The organism is Nitrosospira sp. Nsp14 (assembly GCF_900113575.1).
GTDB lineage: Bacteria > Pseudomonadota > Gammaproteobacteria > Burkholderiales > Nitrosomonadaceae > Nitrosospira.
In genome coordinates this window covers 19,138-35,045 of the sequence record NZ_FOPV01000016.1, presented here as the reverse complement: position 1 = coordinate 35,045, position 15,908 = coordinate 19,138, and the positions used below count along the sequence as shown (strand labels likewise).

The window sequence follows — 15,908 nt, the reverse complement described above, 5'->3', positions numbered from 1 at the left end:
CGTTGACACACATAATGATCCGCCGGCACTTTTCTGACACATCCTACACTGCCGCATCGGCAACCCTACAACGATTTGTTGGCGTTCTGCGGCGCATGTAGCTGTTCAAACACGTATGTATACAGCTTGATTGAGCGAGGGGCGGCAGAAATGGTATAATTTTGCGCTAACCTGGTTCGCGAAGACGCTTATTTCCGTCAGGTTTCCGCGAACCAGATTTAGCTTGCCAGCTTGAATGCTGGTGTAATTTCGCACATCCGTCTTTTAAAGGGTGCTCTCAACAGAGCGGCAATGGCGGATGGAGGCTCAACCCTATAGGAGAAATCATGTCAGTGACTATGCGGCAGATGCTGGAGGCGGGCGTTCATTTTGGACATCAGACCCGTTTCTGGAACCCAAAGATGGCTCAGTATATTTTTGGCCATCGCAACAAAATCCACATCATCAATTTGGAAAAGACCTTGGCGATGTATCAGGAGGCCATGAACTATGTCCGCCAGTTGTCAGCCAACAGAGGCATTATCCTGTTCGTCGGGACCAAGCGTCAGGCCCGCGATATCGTACGCGAGGAGGCGGCCCGGTGCGGCTCTCCTTATGTTGACCAGCGTTGGTTAGGAGGGATGCTCACCAATTTCAAAACGATAAAACAATCGGTGAAACGCCTGCACGATATGGAAACGATGGCGCAGGACGGGACGCTGGATAAGCTATCGAAAAAAGAAGCACTCGATATTCAGCGTGAGCTGGAGAAACTCAATCGTAGCCTGGGGGGCATCAAGGATATGAAGGGCCTGCCCGATGCCATGTTCGTGATTGATGTGGGATATCAGAAAGGGGCCATTACAGAGGCACGCAAACTCGGCATTCCCATCGTCGGCGTGGTGGACACCAATCATAGTCCTGATGGGGTGGATTATGTCATTCCCGGCAATGATGATTCCAGCCAGGCGATACGGCTCTATGTGCGCGGCGTGGCCGATGCCATTTTGGAAGGGCGTAATCAGATGGTGCAGGAAATCGTGAAAAACGACGTTGAGGAAGTGGAAGAGGCCGCAGACTAAAAAACTATATCCCGATGGCTCGCGGCAGGATGCGCTCCCGCTCCCTTTTTTCAAAAGTGCGAGCAACGAAACCTGCCCTATTTTAATAAATTGAATCTGGAGTGACTATGGCTGAGATCACCGCACAGATGGTGAAGGAGTTACGCGACCTCACCGGCTTGGGCATGATGGAATGCAAAAAAGCATTGAGTGAGACCGGCGGGGACATGAAGGCGGCGGAGGACCTGCTACGGATCAAAAGTGGCGCCAAGGCGAGCAAGGCGGCGGGTCGTATAGCGGCGGAGGGCATGATCGCGGCGCACATCGTGCCTGATGGCAAGAGCGGCGCATTGGTCGAAGTGAACTGTGAGACTGACTTTGTTGCCAGAAACGAAGATTTTATTAATTTCGCTCGTGATCTTGCAAAATTGTTGACAAAGGAAAGCCTGGCGGATATGGAGGCACTGGCGAGCGCAGCGTTGCCGGGCGGCGAAAACGTCGATGAATTCCGGCAAGCATTGGTTATGAAGCTGGGTGAAAACATCAGTGTGAGGCGTTTTGTACGCCAGCAAACACAGGGAAATCTTGCTTCGTATCTGCACGGGGCAAAAATCGGGGTGATGGTCGATTACACCGGAGGCGACGAGACGCTCGGTAAGGATCTGGCCATGCATATCGCAGCGAGCAAACCGATTTGCGTCTCCGGCGATCAGGTGTCGTCTGAGCTGCTGGCGCGTGAACGGCTGATTTACACCGCCCAGGCGGAAGAGAGTGGCAAGCCTGCGGATATCGTCGCCAGAATGGTGGACGGTCGTATCGCTAAATACCTGGCTGAGGTAACGCTGCTTGGTCAGCCCTTCGTCAAGAATCCTGATCAGACTGTGGAGAAGTTGCTCGCGTCGAAGTCTGCGAAAGTGAACAACTTTACCTTGTTTGTTGTGGGGGAGGGCATCGAAAGGAAAAGCGGCGATTTCGCAGCCGAGGTGATGGCTCAGGTGAACCAGGCGAAAGAAGAGAAAGCATCCCAACCAAATTAAAATGTCCATGACGACTCCCTCTTATAAGCGTATTCTGCTGAAGCTCTCCGGGGAGGCCCTGATGGGCGACGACAGTTATGGTATCAACCGTCACGTGATCGAGCGGATTGTCTCCGAGATTGCCGACATCAACGGCATGGGTGTAGAAGTAGCGGTCGTAATCGGAGGTGGAAATATTTTTCGAGGCATGGTTTCCGCCGCGGATGGGATGGATCGCGCCAGCGCTGATTATATGGGGATGCTCGCTACCGTAATGAATGCACTTGCGCTACAGGACGCGATGCGCCGGGGCGGCCTCGTCAGCCGGGTACAATCGGCGTTGCGTATTGATCAAATTGTTGAACCTTACATCCGTGGTAAGGCGATCCGCTACCTGGAAGCGGGTAAGGTAGTGATCTTTGCCGCAGGCACCGGCAACCCATTTTTCACTACCGACACGGCTGCCGCGTTGCGAGGGATGGAAATGAACGTGGACATTGTGCTTAAGGCCACCAAGGTCGATGGCGTCTATACGGATGATCCGAAAAAGAATCCCGACGCCGTACGTTATCAGAAATTGTCATTTGACGACGCTATCGCACAGAATCTCAAGGTCATGGATGCGACGGCGCTTACATTATGCCGCGATCAGAAGCTACCGCTCAAGGTATTCAGTATTTTCAAGGCAGGAGCGTTAAGGCGGGTCGTAATGGGCGACGATGAGGGAACCCTCGTAGAGGTTTGAAAGGGTTTCATTTATCACGGTTGAACCCGATTTATCAGGAGTCCATGGACTTTCAGTGTATCTTTTACGCTATCTCTGTAACCTAAAATCATGATCGCCGACATTAAGAAAGCCGCTGAACAGAAAATGCAGAAGAGTCTCGAGGCGTTGAAGCTGGACTTAGGCAAGGTGAGAACGGGACGGGCTCATACCGGACTTCTGGACCATATCACGCTTGATTATTATGGCACGCCCACGCCCATCCATCAGGTCGCCAATATCAATCTGGCCGACGCGCGCACTATCACCGTTGCGCCATGGGAAAAGAAGATGTTGAGTTCGGTTGAAAAAGCTATCCGGAATTCGGACCTGGGGTTGAATCCTGTTACCGTGGGAGAATTGATTCGGGTGCCGATGCCACCGCTCACTGAGGAGCGTCGTCGTGACCTCACCAAGGTTGTCAAGCATGAGGCCGAAAACGCGAGGGTGGCGATGCGGAATATACGCCGTGACGCAAATGCCCATCTGAAAGACCTGTTGAAGGAGAAGAAAATCGCGGAGGACGAGGAACGCCGTGGTCAGGACGAAATCCAGAAACTAACCGACCGGTACATCTCGGAGATAGACAAAACCCTGCAAATTAAGGAAGCCGAATTGATGGCAATATGACCTAGGCTCAAAATACCCTACAATGCGGAGGGAAAGCCAGATGATCTGCGAAGCGCGGATGCTCATGAATGATTGAATCCTCTGAGAGTTCCTGAACCATCCTTAACTCAATCGTATCCTCTCATGCCCGCTATCACCAGTTTCACCAGCTCAACCCGAGAAATACCTGAGTCCGGCATCATTCCCCGTCACATTGCCATTATTATGGATGGCAACGGGCGCTGGGCAAAAAATCGCTACATGCCAAGAATGGCAGGGCATAAACGCGGAGTGGAGACCGTTCGCACGGCCATAAAGGCCTGTATGGAGCGCGGCGTAGAGTACCTCACATTATTCGCGTTCAGCAGCGAAAATTGGCGCAGGCCGCCAGACGAAGTCGCCTTCCTGATGCAGCTCTTCATAAATGTGCTGGAACAGGAAGTCAGCAAGCTGCACGAGAATGGCATCCGCTTTAAAGTCATCGGCGATTTATCGAAGTTTGAGCCGAAAATAGTCGAATTCATCCGTAACGGTGAGGCGCTCACCGCCGCAAATGACCGCTTCACCCTTACCGTTGCAGCCAACTATGGCGGGCGATGGGACATCATGCAGGCCGTACGGAAGATGCTGGAACAACGTCCAGACCTTGCAACCTGTTTCGATGAGAAAGACGTAATGCAGCATTTTGCGTTGAACTACGCGCCCGAACCTGATTTATTCATTCGTACCGGCGGCGAGCACCGCATCAGCAATTTTCTCTTGTGGCAGCTGGCTTACACAGAGCTCTATTTTACTGAGACGCTGTGGCCGGATTTTGATGCTAATGCACTGGAGCTTGCCATTCAGTCCTACCAGCAGCGCGAGCGTCGCTTCGGACGCACCAGCGAGCAGCTGGCACAGGCCACGCACAACAGAGAAGGCGCCGTCAAGAGAACGGCTTAACTTCGCCACTGCTCAACCTGCCCTGTTTCTTCCTTTATATTTATAGTCATGCTCAGGGCCAGGATTCTCACCGCCGTCATTGTGTTGTGTCTGTTTCTGGCAGCACTGTTCTACCTATCAGCGGTTTTCTGGATGGTGCTCTTGCTTGCCTTGACCGCGGCGGGTGTATGGGAATGGAGCAGGCTGGCGCGATTTTCCCTGAATTACTCCATCTTTTACCTTTTATTCACCATATTTCTGGCTGGAGAACTGCTGTTCGTATTGGGCGACGCGGTTTTGGCCAATCCCTATACGACAGCGCTAGAACCGGTTTATCTCGCCTCGGTGGCGTTTTGGATTTTGTATGTTCCATTATTCCTGAAGACAAAGCATAGGGTCAGGAACCGGGTGGGCCTCGCGTTGATGGGCTGGCTGGTGCTATTGCCTACGGGACTTGCCTTATACCAGTTGCGCGCTATCGATCCGCTTCTTCTCCTCGGCTTCATGTGCACCATCTGGATATCGGATACCGCCGCGTATTTTTCGGGGCGCGCCTGGGGAAAGCACAAGCTGGCGCCCTCGATCAGCCCGGGCAAGACCTGGGAAGGTGTCGCTGGGGCGCTCGCCGCGGTTCTGGTTTATGCCCTGATATGGAGCACCAGCTCGAGGAATGATGCGCTCGCCGGGATGCTTGTGCCCCTGTTGCTTCTGCTAACTGCCATGGGAATTATCGGCGACCTGTTTGAGTCCTTGATGAAACGCCAGGCCGACGTAAAGGACAGCGGGAATATTTTGCCGGGCCACGGTGGTATACTTGACCGGATTGATGCGCTTACATCGACACTGCCCCTCGCCATTTTATCCCTTCTAATTTTACAGTCCGAATTATGAGATCTGTCCGTAATCTCACCATCCTTGGATCTACCGGCAGTATCGGTGAAAACACTCTAGACGTGGTCGCACGTCATCCCGACCGGTTCCGTGTGGTTGCGCTCACCGCGAATAAAGGCGCCGCAAAAATGCTGGAGCAATGCCTCCGGTTTCAGCCGCGGTATGCGGTATTGCTGGACGAGCCCAGCGCGGAATGGCTACGGTCCGAAATTCTGCGAGCGGATGTCGCGACTGAGGTTCTTTGCGGGGTCGAATCGCTGGAGAAAGTCGCATCCTTGCCGGATGTCGACGTGGTGATGGCGGCGATCGTCGGAGCTGCGGGTATCCGCCCCACTTTTGCCGCAGCCCGCAACGGCAAGCAGGTCCTGCTTGCAAACAAGGAAACGATGGTAATGGCCGGCCGCATCTTCACGGATGTTGTCAAAGAAAACAACGCGACCTTGCTGCCGATCGACAGCGAGCATAATGCCATCTTCCAGTCACTACCTCACGGTTTCGCCGGAGACCTGAAAGCGGTCGGGGTGCGTCGCATTTTGTTGACGGCATCGGGGGGGCCCTTCCGCCAAACGCCGCTGAGCCTGCTTGAACAGGTAACGCCGGGAGAAGCTTGCGCTCATCCCAACTGGGTGATGGGGCGGAAGATTTCGGTAGACTCTGCAACGATGATGAACAAGGGTCTGGAGGTTATCGAAGCCCGCTGGCTATTTGAAGCCGACCCCGAACAGATCCAGGTTGTGATTCATCCACAAAGCATCATTCATTCCATGGTTGAATATGTGGATGGTTCAGTATTGGCACAGCTGGGCAATCCGGATATGCGCACGCCGATTGCGCACGCGCTGGGTTTTCCGGAACGCATCGAAACCGGAGTAGCGCCACTGGATATGTTCAAGGTGGCTCGGCTGGATTTCGAAGAGCCCGACTTAAAACGGTTTCCTTGCTTGCGACTTGCCTATCAAGCCCTGGAGACGGGCGGAAGCGCTCCGGCTGTGCTCAATGCTGCCAATGAAGTTGCCGTAGAGTCCTTTCTCGATCGCAGGATGCCATTTACTGCGATCCCGGCAATGATAGAGGAGGTAATGCATGCGGTCGACCATGCAGATATGGCTACGCTGGATGATGTGCTGACAGCTGATCGTCTGGCACGGGAAGCTGCTCATGAGTGGTTGGCGTGCTTGGCGTAACGAACTCGAATTCCTGGTTGCCGTTATGGTTGGAACTAGCTTGTCTTACCATTCCTTGCGGGTGACGACTTCCCCGGGCATGCGCCGCGCGGGGAATTGGGAATGGCGTCCACCCTTTTCGTCCTGCTGCCATCCTCCTGCTTTGCGTACGATCGCATATCGACTTTTCCGACGATTCAGGTGTTCCCAGGGCGCCACTCCCAACTGACGTTGCAATGACTTTCTTTTCCACTGCCCTCGCTTTTGTCGTTACCCTCGGTCTCCTGATCGTATTTCACGAATTTGGGCATTACCTGATGGCACGCTGGTGCGGCGTAAAGGTGCTGCGTTTTTCCATCGGGTTTGGGCAGCCGTTGCTGTCAAAGCGGTGGGGAAAAGATCAAACGGAGTGGGTGATCGCTGCCTTTCCCCTTGGGGGGTATGTCAAGATGCTCGACGAGCGCGAAGGCAGCGTGGCGCCACAGGAATTGCCGCAGTCATTCAATCGCAAGCCCGTAGCGCACCGGTTCGCCATTGTCGCGGCCGGACCGGCAGCCAATTTCTTGTTGGCAATCTTGCTTTACTGGTTGCTGTTCATGCTGGGCGTGGCGGCCATAAAGCCCGTTATCGGTACGGTACCACCCGCGACGCCCGCCGCGTTTGCCGGTTTCGAGCGCGGAGAGACAATCACTAAGATAGGGGGGGACCCCGTCACCACCTGGCAGGATGCCCGATGGCTGCTTTTGTCGCATGTGGTCGACCAATCGTCTTCCGTAACGTTGGAAACTGTCAACCCACTGGGTCACGTCGATGTGCGGCAGGTGGACGTCACAGGTATCCAGCCTGATGACCTTGATGGCGATTTTCTAAAAAAGATTGGCCTGACCATTTATCAACCGGATATGGAACCCATCATTGCCCAGGTGACGCCCGAAAGCGCCGGCAGCCGGGCCGGCCTTCGCGCGGGGGATAGGATTCTGGAAGTCAATAGTAAGCAGATTGCATTATGGGAAGAGCTGGTACAGGAGATCCGTGCCAATCCGGGCACGCTTCTAAGGTTGAGAATCCAGAGGAACAGTGAGACCGTAAGTATCGAGGCTATTCCGGATACGGCCACGGAAGGTAGCGAGAAAGTGGGCAAGTTGGGCATCGGCCCGAAGATCGATCAAGCTGAATTCGAAAAACTGATGGTTGAGATCAGCTATGCGCCGGGCACAGCCATGGTTAGGGCAATCAGCAAAACGTGGGAAACGTCGGTATTTACCTTGCAGATGCTGGGGAAAATGCTGGCAGGACAAGTATCCTGGAAGAATGTCAGCGGACCGATAACCATTGCCGACTACGCAGGGAAATCGGCCCAGATGGGGGTGGCACCATATCTCGGCTTTCTGGCGCTTATCAGCATCAGCCTCGGCGTGCTGAACCTGTTACCCATACCGGTACTGGATGGTGGACATTTAATGTATTATGTGATCGAAATTATAAAGGGCAGTCCGCTTTCTGCAAAAACCGCCGAGATTGGTCAACAGGTGGGGATGGCGCTGTTATTCGCCCTGATGGCTTTTGCCATCTATAACGACGTCGTCCGGCTTATCCCCAGTTAAGTATGAAAGTTCGCTATCTCGTCGCGCTCGTGTCCCTCGTCTGCGCTTCGGCTTCGTGGGCGCGCGAGCCATTCATCGTCAAGGACATACGGGTGGATGGGATACAGCGCACCGAGGCGGGTACCGTATTCAGTTACCTGCCGGTAAAGGTGGGCGACACGCTCGATGATGAAAAAGCGGCCGCTGCCATCAAGGCGCTTTATGCCACCGGGTTTTTCAAGGATGTGCGGCTGGAGTCCGAGGACGGCGTCCTGGTGGTGGTGATAGAGGAACGTCCCGCTATTGCGCAGATCAGCATCATCGGCGCCAAGGAATTCGAAAAAGACAAGCTGAAGGAAGGTCTGAAACAGGCTGGTCTGGCCGAATCGCGTATTTTCGACCGATCAATGCTGGAGAGGGCGGAGCAGGAGCTCAAGCAGCAGTACATCAGCCGCGGCAAATATGCGGTGAAAATTACAACCACCACTACGCCGATGGAACGTAATCGGGTGGCGATCAACTTCAATGTGGATGAAGGCAAGACCGCCAAGATACGTAAAATCAATATTGTCGGGAATAAGGCGTTCAAGGAAAAGGACTTGCTCACTGCGTTCGTTTTGCGGACGCCCGGTCTGCTCACCTGGTTCACCAAGGAAGATCAGTATTCAAAGCAGAAACTCGGCGCTGATCTGGAGTCGTTGAGATCGTACTATCTCAATCGTGGCTATCTGGAATTCAGTATCGACTCCACCCAGGTATCCATCACGCCCGACATGCAGGATATCTACATCACCGTAAATATATCCGAAGGCGAACAATATTCCGTATCGGAGATCAAGCTAGCCGGTGAATTGCTGGTGCCGGAAGAGGAGTTGCGCAAGCTCATCAAGATTGCACCGGGCCAGGTGTTTGCGCGCGAAAAGCTGACCGAATCAGTCAAGCTCATTACCGACCGGCTGGGCGATGACGGCTACGCGTTTGCGAATATCAACGCCTCCCCGCAACTTGACAAGGAAAAACGTCAGGTTGCGTTTACTTTTTTTATAGACCCGGGGCGCCGTGTTTACGTCAGGCGTATCAACATAACCGGCAATAACCGTACCCGCGATGAAGTCATACGCCGGGAAATGCGCCAATTCGAAGGCGGCTGGTATTCAACAACCAAGATCAACCGCTCCAAGGTGCGCGTAGACAGGTTGAATTTTTTCAATGCCGTCAATCTTGAAACGCCGGCGGTCCCGGGCACCACCGATCAGATTGACGTAAATGTTGAGGTTAAGGAAAAACCCACCGGCGCGGTGATGTTCGGGGCGGGTTATTCAAATATGGAAGGGTTGATATTGAGCGGCTCTGTTGCTCAGGACAACATATTTGGCACCGGCAAATTCGTCAATCTCATGGTCAACACTGGAAGGGTCAATAAAACCTACTCCTTGTCTTATACCGACCCTTACTTTACCAAGGACGGAATCACTGCCGGCTTCGATATTTACAAGCGGGTACTTAATACGAGTTCGTTGACAGCTGTGAACGTTTTTAATACCGATACAATGGGCGTGGGTTTGCGCTTCGGCATCCCGCTGAATGAGAATGACAGTATCCAGACTGGCCTTGGGATCGAGAACACCAAGATCGAGCTCGGGCCCAACAGTCCGCAACGGAATATTGACTTCGTGAACGAGTTCGGCAGCAGTACCATAAACGTTCCGGTAACTGCGAGCTGGCGGCGCGACGGGCGCGACAGCGCTATCTGGACCACGTCGGGCACCACCCAGCGCGCATTTGCCGAGGTGGGCATGCCCGCGGGCGATCTGACTTATTACAAAGTGAGTTACGACCTTCGATGGTATTATCCTCTTACCGACACCTTTACGCTGATGCTGAATGGAGAAGCGGGGTACGGCGATGGCTACCGTGGACACGAACTCCCCTTCTTCAAGAACTTCTTTGCCGGAGGCAATACTTCCGTTCGCGGCTACAATATCAGCTCGTTGGGGCCGCGGGATGCGAACAACAGAGCCCTCGGCGGAAATAGGCGCCTGGTTGGCAGCGTCGAAGTACTGTTTCCAATGCCGGGAATGAGGAATGATCGAACAGTGCGACTGAGCGCCTTCATGGACGGGGGTACCGTGTGGGGGCCGGGGGGCGTAAAGCCGGAGCAGGAGGGCCTGCGTTATTCCGCTGGCATTGCCGTCACCTGGATCTCCCCCATGGGGCCCCTTAAAATCAGCGTCGCACAGCCGTTGAATGACAAGCCGGGGGATAATTTGCAGCGCTTCCAGTTTCAATTCGGGCAGCAATTCTAAGCGACCAAATGTGGAGATTAAATTGAAGCACAAGATACATTCGGGACGGATATTAATGGCCGTGTGCATCATTTTTGTGTCCACCTGGGGATCTGCTGCTTCGCTTGCGGATGAGATCAGGATAGGCGTTGTCGATACTGAAAGAGTTCTCGCCGAGTCAGCACCTGCGGTAAGGGCCTTGAGGAAAATCGAGAAAGAGTTTTTGCCGCGCGACCAGGAACTCAAGAAAATGACTGCGCAGGCCAAGGCGCTGCAGGACGTGCTGGAAAAAGAAGGCAATAGCATGCCGGAGGGCGAGCGCCGCAACAAGGAGCGGGACCTTGCCACCCTCAACCGGGAATATCAGCGGGCTCAACGACAGATGCGCGAAGATCTGAGCCTGCGCCAGAACGACGAAGTCGCCGCGCTCCAGTTAACCGCCACGAAAGTGATTCAAGTAATCGCGGAGACAGAGAAATACGACTTGATACTGCCCCTGCGCGATCTTGTTTACCGAAGCCCGCGCATCGACATCACTGAAAAGGTTATCAAAGCTTTGGCTGACAAGTAGCTGCCAGGGGGTTATGTGCCTTTGGCGAGGGATTTCAGCGGGGGCGGCAACTCCGGCTTTTTGAGCTATTTAAGACACTGAAACAGGAAGCTAAACGTGGACTCCATGAACATCCATGAAATACTGAAGTATCTCCCTCATCGCTATCCTTTCCTGCTGGTCGACAGGGTTTTATGCTGCGAACCCGGAAAAAACATATCGGCTCTCAAGAACGTCAGCATGAACGAGCCGTTCTTTTCGGGCCATTTCCCGCATTACCCGGTCATGCCGGGCGTATTGATCATTGAAGCCCTCGCGCAAGCGGCCGCGATCCTGACACTCAGGACCGCCAACTTGACGACCGATGACGATTCACTCTATTACTTTGTCGGAATTGACGGCGCGCGCTTCAAAAAACCCGTGCAGCCCGGTGATCAACTGATCCTCAAGGCCACCATTCTGCGTGAGAGAATCGGTATTTGGAAATACGCCGTTCAGGCGGAAGTGGATGGCCGCGTTGTCACCGAGGCCGAGTTGATGTGCACGATGCGGACCAAAACCGCCGAGTGAGAGCTACGACGAGCATGTTTTCAGGTAAGCAAAAGCAGGATCGCTAGGAATGCTGTCGGACGAATGCAACTGGGTTGGCGGCGTGGATGAGTCTGGTAGGGGACCACTAGCCGGACCGGTATTCGCTGCCTGCGTGATACTTGATCCGGCCCGCCAAATCGATGGGTTGGCCGACTCCAAAACGTTGCGTGAAGATCAGCGCAACAGGCTGACGCTCGCGATCAGGGCAAATTCCATTGCCTGGGCTATCGGATTTGCATCAGTCGGGGAGATAGACCGGATAAATATTCTTCAGGCCAGCTTGCTCGCCATGAAACGTGCCGTAGAGAACTTGTCGTTCGTTCCCGCGAGGGTGCTGGTGGATGGAAATCACCGTCCTCGCCTGAAGTGTCCTGTAACCGCAATTGTCAGGGGGGATAGCCTGATACCCGAAATCTCCGCTGCTTCCATCCTGGCTAAAACCGCGCGTGATGCCGAGATGCTGGCACTGCACAAGCGCTTCCCGCATTACGGATTTGACCGACATAAAGGGTATTCCACTGAGCAGCACATTACCGCAATACGGATTCATGGGATCTCCGAGGTGCATCGCCGTAGTTTTGCACCGGTCAGGGAATCGATGGCGAACTTCGGGGGCTCGGGTGAGCCGTAGCTTCCTGGGCTTCCTGGGCTCCTGCGCGAGCTTCCCGATTTCCTTCAGCAGTTCGTGTTATGGAAGGTGCGGACGAATACGCCTTGGCGAAATCTCCCGGAACTGCTGGGACGGGAAAATCATGCCTCTGCAGCCCCATGGAGCTGCTGGGACGGGCAAAAAAGTGGAAAGGAACTAATATTGGATCATAATCACTAACAAACGCCCCAATACGCAGAGATTGGTTTGAGGTTGAACCGGTGGGTCTGCAATCTTCCTGAGCGGGAGGGGAGTCTTTGCGGCTCTATTTATATCGCTGTAACTGATTAAGGTTAAATCAAATATATGCGCATCGAAAAAGATACCGTGGTGTCGTTAACTTATGAATTATCTGATTTGACCGGTCAGGTAATGGAAAAACCCGACGCCCCCATCAGTTATTTGCATGGGGGCTATGACGGCATTTTTCCTATGGTAGAGGAAAAGTTGCACAGCAAAGAAGTAGGCGATAGCTGCTCGGTTCTAATGGAGCCGGAGAACACGTTCGGTGAGTACGATAGCGAGTTGGTTCGGGTGGAGCCTCGTAGCCTTTTTCCCGACAATGTGGAGGTCGGGATGCAGTTTGAAGGTGGCGAAGAAGGTTCCGATGACGCGTTGATCTATACCGTGACGGATATCGCGGAGGACAAGGTGGTAGTGGACGGTAATCACCCGCTCGCTGGAATCACCCTGCGTTTCGACTGTACGGTTACGGAAGTCCGCGCCGCGACCGCGGAAGAATTGGCGCACGGGCACGCTCACGGGGCGCATGGTCACGAGCATTAAAAAGCTTTTAAAACCTTCCGGACCGGGTTCCCGTCCCCCGTCCCGATACTCGACCGGATTCTTGCCGACTCATCAAGAGAATAAGCTGCTCCGCGCTAGGGCGATTTCTTCTCTGCGGCGTCTTTCAGGGCGTAAAGCGTGTCCAGCGCTTGCTTCGGACTCAACTCGTCCGGTAGGACCGCGCGCAACATTGTAAAGACCGGATGCTGTGCCAGAATTTCTCCCCTCTGCCAAGCTTCAGCGGTTTCTCCAGTTTCACATCTGGCTGGCGCCGCATCCGAAAACAAGTCTCGTTGCGGATACCTTCCTATTGCGTCCTTCTCAAGTTTTGCAAGGTATTGCCTCGCCGTTTTGATTACGGGTGCCGGCACGCCGGCCAGCGCGGCAACCTGTAGACCATAGCTTTGGCTCGCAGGGCCGTCATTGATGGCATGCAGGAACACGATACGATGCTTGTGTTCCACGGCGCGCAAATGGACGTTTGCCACTTGCGGGAACTCCTCGGCGAGCTGAGTCAGCTCGAAATAGTGGGTTGCGAATAGCGTGTAGCTACCATTCTTCTCCAGCAGATACTGGGCAATTGCCAAAGCAAGCGCAAGGCCGTCAAAGGTGGACGTGCCTCTTCCCACTTCATCCATCAATACCAGGCTTTGTGAACTGGCATTATGCAAAATGTTGGCAGCCTCGTTCATTTCCAGCATGAAAGTGGAGCGTCCACCGGCCAGGTCATCGGAGGCGCCGATCCGCGTAAAAATTTGATCGAGAGGGCCGAAGCGCGCGCTGGCGGCAGGCACAAAGCTACCGCAATGGGCGAGCAATGCGATCAACGCGGCTTGCCGCATATAGGTCGATTTTCCACCCATATTGGGGCCGGTGATGACGAGCATCTGCCGTGTTTGATCGCCGCGGCCTGCGCCTAGGCGTAAATCGTTTGCAATGAAGTTCTCTACCTGCCTTTCTACTACCGGATGACGGCCCGCCTCAATTTCAATGGCTGTTTCATCAGTAAACAACGGCAAGGTGTAATCCAGCGCAAGCGCCCGTTCGGCAAATGTCGCAAGAACATCCAGTTCTGCAACGCTCTGCGCCGCCCCTTGCAAATGGACAATATAGGGCGCAAGCGTATCCAGCAATTCAGCATATAGGAATTTTTCCCGTTCCAGGGCATGACCCTGCGCGGACAATGCCTTGTCTTCGAAAGCCTTTAGTTCGGGTGTGATATAACGTTCTGCGTTCTTCAGCGTCTGCCTTCGACGATAGTCGGATGGGACTTTATCGCTGTGGGCATGCGTCACCTCGATATAAAAACCGTGCAATCGGTTATATTCCACCTTGAGGCTGGGTATCCCGGTACGCGTCTTTTCCTGTTCTTCAAGTCGAAGCAGAAATTCACCGCAGTTGTTTTGTATCGCGCGCAGTTCATCCAGCTCTGCATCGTAGCCATCGGCAATCACGCCGCCTTCGCGCAGCATAACCGCAGGCTCGTCCCGCAACGCTTTTTCCAGTAGTGCGGTCAGCGTTTCATCCGGGACCATTTTTTTCGCCAGCACGGCAATGGGCGTGTTAATGGGTTCGCTGTTGGCGCTCCTTATCTCGGCTATGAGCGCGAGCGCCTGCGGCAACTGTTTAAGGCTATCGCGTAATCCAGACAAGTCTCGAGGCCGAGCCGATTTCAACGCGATGCGTGCGGTAATGCGCTCGATGTCGCCCACCCGTTTAAGGCAAGCGCGCACCGCAAGGTACGGTCCTGATCCACCTTCACCCATCAGCCACGATACGCCGTCGAGCCGGTTCCGAATCAATGCACGGTCGCGGAGGGGATGATGCAGCCAGTGACGGAGCAGTCGGCTTCCCATATTGGTCGAGCACGTATCGAGCAGCGATAGCAACGTGGGTGCAGCATCGCCGAGTATCGTTTCGGAAATTTCGAGATTACGGCGCGTCGCCGCATCCAGACGTAGGTACGCGCTGTCCCGCTCAATACCCAGCGTCGCGACATGGGCGATGCTGGTACCCTGCGTAAGGCGCGCGTATTCCAGCAACGCGCCTGCGGCTCCCAGCGAGGCATGCAAGCCCTCGCAACCAAAACCCGAAAGATCATGCGTGCCGAATTGCCGGGAAAGAATTCTGGCAGCGGCCTCGACATCGAATTGCCAAAAAGGCAGGCGCTTAAGGCAGGTTTTCCTGAACACGCTGTCACAGTCTAACCCGTCAAGGCTTTCGGGCGAGTCGGGGATAAGGACTTCCGCAGGCTTTAGCCGTTCAAGCTCGCCCGCCAGTTTGTCGGGCGTTGTCTCCATCACGCAGAATTTACCGCCCGCCAGATTGAGCCAGGCCAGTCCGAGCGTTGCCTTGTGCACTTGCAACGCAACGATAACGCTTTCGCGTTTCTCTTCCAGCAATGCCGCATCTGTCAGCGTGCCGGGCGTGACGATGCGCGTGACTTGGCGCTCAACGGGACCCTTGGCGGTCGCAGGGTCGCCGGTCTGCTCACAGATTACTACTGATTCTCCGAGCCTGACCAGTTTGGCAAGATATTGGTCGGCGGAGTGGTAAGGCACGCCCGCCATCTTGATCGGTTCTCCGCCGGACGTGCCGCGCCGGGTAAGGGTAATGTCAAGCAGCCGAGCGGCTTTTTCCGCATCATCGAAAAACAGTTCGTAGAAATCCCCCATGCGATAAAACATCAACATCTCGGGATGCTGCGCCTTGATGCGCAGGTATTGCTGCATCATGGGCGTGTGGCTTTTTAAGCCATTGTCTTCGTTGTATTTTTGCAAGAGCGGTCGTCGATGTAAATCTAACGGATTTGCTTTTTAAACGCGATGATTTACTGCGTATGTTTGCGTTCCCTAGCCCCAGCGGAGCATTGCCGCAGTCGCTCCGTAACAGTCGGCGTAGCTCCCCGCTGCCACATATATAGCTAGGCAATGCGGAGAAAGAAACTGATTTTTTAACGTAGCTTCTCTGGGCGAGAGGTTACCAGCTAATTCACACGAGGTACCCCAGTACCGGTGCCTCTGAGATTCTACGCTTATAAGAATTTTTAGCATCTGGATAT

General features: G+C 54.2%; 15 protein-coding genes. 13 read left to right on the top strand and 2 right to left on the bottom strand.

The features are described from left to right. Window positions 1-326 precede the first annotated feature (326 nt). From rpsB to ispC, 7 genes are all read left to right on the top strand, one after another. Window positions 327-1,061, top strand: coding sequence for a 30S ribosomal protein S2 (rpsB, locus tag BM022_RS11160; protein WP_091139329.1), 735 nt, complete (start codon window positions 327-329; stop codon window positions 1,059-1,061). A gap of 107 nt (window positions 1,062-1,168) precedes the next feature. Further along, window positions 1,169-2,077: a translation elongation factor Ts gene (tsf, locus tag BM022_RS11155; RefSeq protein WP_091139328.1), complete on the top strand. Its 909-nt coding sequence runs from the start codon at window positions 1,169-1,171 to the stop codon at window positions 2,075-2,077. A gap of 7 nt (window positions 2,078-2,084) precedes the next feature. Continuing rightward, window positions 2,085-2,801, top strand: coding sequence for a UMP kinase (gene pyrH, locus BM022_RS11150; protein ID WP_091139404.1), 717 nt, complete (start codon window positions 2,085-2,087; stop codon window positions 2,799-2,801). 90 nt (window positions 2,802-2,891) lie between these two features. After that, window positions 2,892-3,449 carry a ribosome recycling factor gene (gene frr / locus BM022_RS11145; RefSeq protein WP_091139326.1) on the top strand — a complete coding sequence of 186 codons (558 nt, stop codon included), beginning with the start codon at window positions 2,892-2,894 and terminating at the stop codon, window positions 3,447-3,449. Window positions 3,450-3,572: 123 nt separating this feature from the next. Beyond that, the gene (uppS, locus tag BM022_RS11140; RefSeq protein WP_091139324.1) at window positions 3,573-4,370 is read left to right on the top strand and encodes a polyprenyl diphosphate synthase; all 798 of its coding nucleotides are present in this window, start codon (window positions 3,573-3,575) and stop codon (window positions 4,368-4,370) included. Window positions 4,371-4,418: 48 nt separating this feature from the next. After that, window positions 4,419-5,240 carry a phosphatidate cytidylyltransferase gene (locus BM022_RS11135; RefSeq protein ID WP_091139323.1) on the top strand — a complete coding sequence of 274 codons (822 nt, stop codon included), beginning with the start codon at window positions 4,419-4,421 and terminating at the stop codon, window positions 5,238-5,240. Beyond that, window positions 5,237-6,424, top strand: a complete 1,188-nt coding sequence (ispC, locus tag BM022_RS11130) for a 1-deoxy-D-xylulose-5-phosphate reductoisomerase (protein ID WP_091139321.1) — start codon at window positions 5,237-5,239, stop codon at window positions 6,422-6,424. Before BM022_RS11135 ends, ispC begins: the two co-directional genes overlap by 4 nt. Before the next feature lie 45 nt (window positions 6,425-6,469). Here the strand turns inward: ispC and BM022_RS15560 are convergent, their stop codons facing one another. Beyond that, entirely contained in the window at window positions 6,470-6,640 is a 171-nt protein-coding gene (locus BM022_RS15560; protein ID WP_177191701.1) for a hypothetical protein, read from the bottom strand. On the opposite strand from BM022_RS15560, the gene rseP reads away from it, so the two are divergent. The 6 genes from rseP to BM022_RS11100 all read left to right on the top strand — a co-directional run bounded on the left by rseP (window position 6,640) and on the right by BM022_RS11100 (window position 12,847). After that, window positions 6,640-8,007 (top strand): RIP metalloprotease RseP, encoded by a 1,368-nt coding sequence (rseP, locus tag BM022_RS11125; RefSeq protein WP_091139320.1) that lies wholly within the window; start codon window positions 6,640-6,642, stop codon window positions 8,005-8,007. The genes BM022_RS15560 and rseP overlap by 1 nt on opposite strands. A gap of 2 nt (window positions 8,008-8,009) precedes the next feature. Then, entirely contained in the window at window positions 8,010-10,292 is a 2,283-nt protein-coding gene (gene bamA / locus BM022_RS11120; RefSeq protein ID WP_091139318.1) for an outer membrane protein assembly factor BamA, read from the top strand. Window positions 10,293-10,314: 22 nt separating this feature from the next. Continuing rightward, entirely contained in the window at window positions 10,315-10,842 is a 528-nt protein-coding gene (locus BM022_RS11115) for an OmpH/Skp family outer membrane protein (protein ID WP_256209132.1), read from the top strand. 105 nt (window positions 10,843-10,947) lie between these two features. Continuing rightward, the gene (gene fabZ / locus BM022_RS11110) at window positions 10,948-11,391 is read left to right on the top strand and encodes a 3-hydroxyacyl-ACP dehydratase FabZ (RefSeq protein ID WP_091139315.1); all 444 of its coding nucleotides are present in this window, start codon (window positions 10,948-10,950) and stop codon (window positions 11,389-11,391) included. Window positions 11,392-11,440: 49 nt separating this feature from the next. Beyond that, window positions 11,441-12,043, top strand: coding sequence for a ribonuclease HII (rnhB, locus tag BM022_RS11105; protein ID WP_091139313.1), 603 nt, complete (start codon window positions 11,441-11,443; stop codon window positions 12,041-12,043). 324 nt (window positions 12,044-12,367) lie between these two features. Then, window positions 12,368-12,847, top strand: a complete 480-nt coding sequence (locus BM022_RS11100) for an FKBP-type peptidyl-prolyl cis-trans isomerase (protein WP_091139312.1) — start codon at window positions 12,368-12,370, stop codon at window positions 12,845-12,847. Between the two features lie 95 nt (window positions 12,848-12,942). Here BM022_RS11100 and mutS read toward each other — a convergent pair whose 3' ends face one another. Then, window positions 12,943-15,582: a DNA mismatch repair protein MutS gene (gene mutS, locus BM022_RS11095; protein ID WP_091139310.1), complete on the bottom strand. Its 2,640-nt coding sequence runs from the start codon at window positions 15,580-15,582 to the stop codon at window positions 12,943-12,945. Window positions 15,583-15,908 lie beyond the last annotated feature (326 nt).

Excerpts from the sequence above, each read along its gene's own strand:
- mutS (WP_091139310.1), bottom strand. The coding sequence starts at position 15,582 with ATGATGCAGCAATACCTGCGCATCAAGGCGCAGCATCCCGAGATGTTG.
- fabZ (WP_091139315.1), top strand. The coding sequence starts at position 10,948 with ATGAACATCCATGAAATACTGAAGTATCTCCCTCATCGCTATCCTTTC.
- tsf (WP_091139328.1), top strand. The coding sequence starts at position 1,169 with ATGGCTGAGATCACCGCACAGATGGTGAAGGAGTTACGCGACCTCACC.
- rseP (WP_091139320.1), top strand. The coding sequence starts at position 6,640 with ATGACTTTCTTTTCCACTGCCCTCGCTTTTGTCGTTACCCTCGGTCTC.
- rnhB (WP_091139313.1), top strand. The coding sequence starts at position 11,441 with ATGCTGTCGGACGAATGCAACTGGGTTGGCGGCGTGGATGAGTCTGGT.
- rpsB (WP_091139329.1), top strand. The coding sequence starts at position 327 with ATGTCAGTGACTATGCGGCAGATGCTGGAGGCGGGCGTTCATTTTGGA.
- pyrH (WP_091139404.1), top strand. The coding sequence starts at position 2,085 with ATGACGACTCCCTCTTATAAGCGTATTCTGCTGAAGCTCTCCGGGGAG.
- BM022_RS11135 (WP_091139323.1), top strand. The coding sequence starts at position 4,419 with ATGCTCAGGGCCAGGATTCTCACCGCCGTCATTGTGTTGTGTCTGTTT.
- ispC (WP_091139321.1), top strand. The coding sequence starts at position 5,237 with ATGAGATCTGTCCGTAATCTCACCATCCTTGGATCTACCGGCAGTATC.
- BM022_RS11100 (WP_091139312.1), top strand. The coding sequence starts at position 12,368 with ATGCGCATCGAAAAAGATACCGTGGTGTCGTTAACTTATGAATTATCT.
- bamA (WP_091139318.1), top strand. The coding sequence starts at position 8,010 with ATGAAAGTTCGCTATCTCGTCGCGCTCGTGTCCCTCGTCTGCGCTTCG.
- frr (WP_091139326.1), top strand. The coding sequence starts at position 2,892 with ATGATCGCCGACATTAAGAAAGCCGCTGAACAGAAAATGCAGAAGAGT.
- uppS (WP_091139324.1), top strand. The coding sequence starts at position 3,573 with ATGCCCGCTATCACCAGTTTCACCAGCTCAACCCGAGAAATACCTGAG.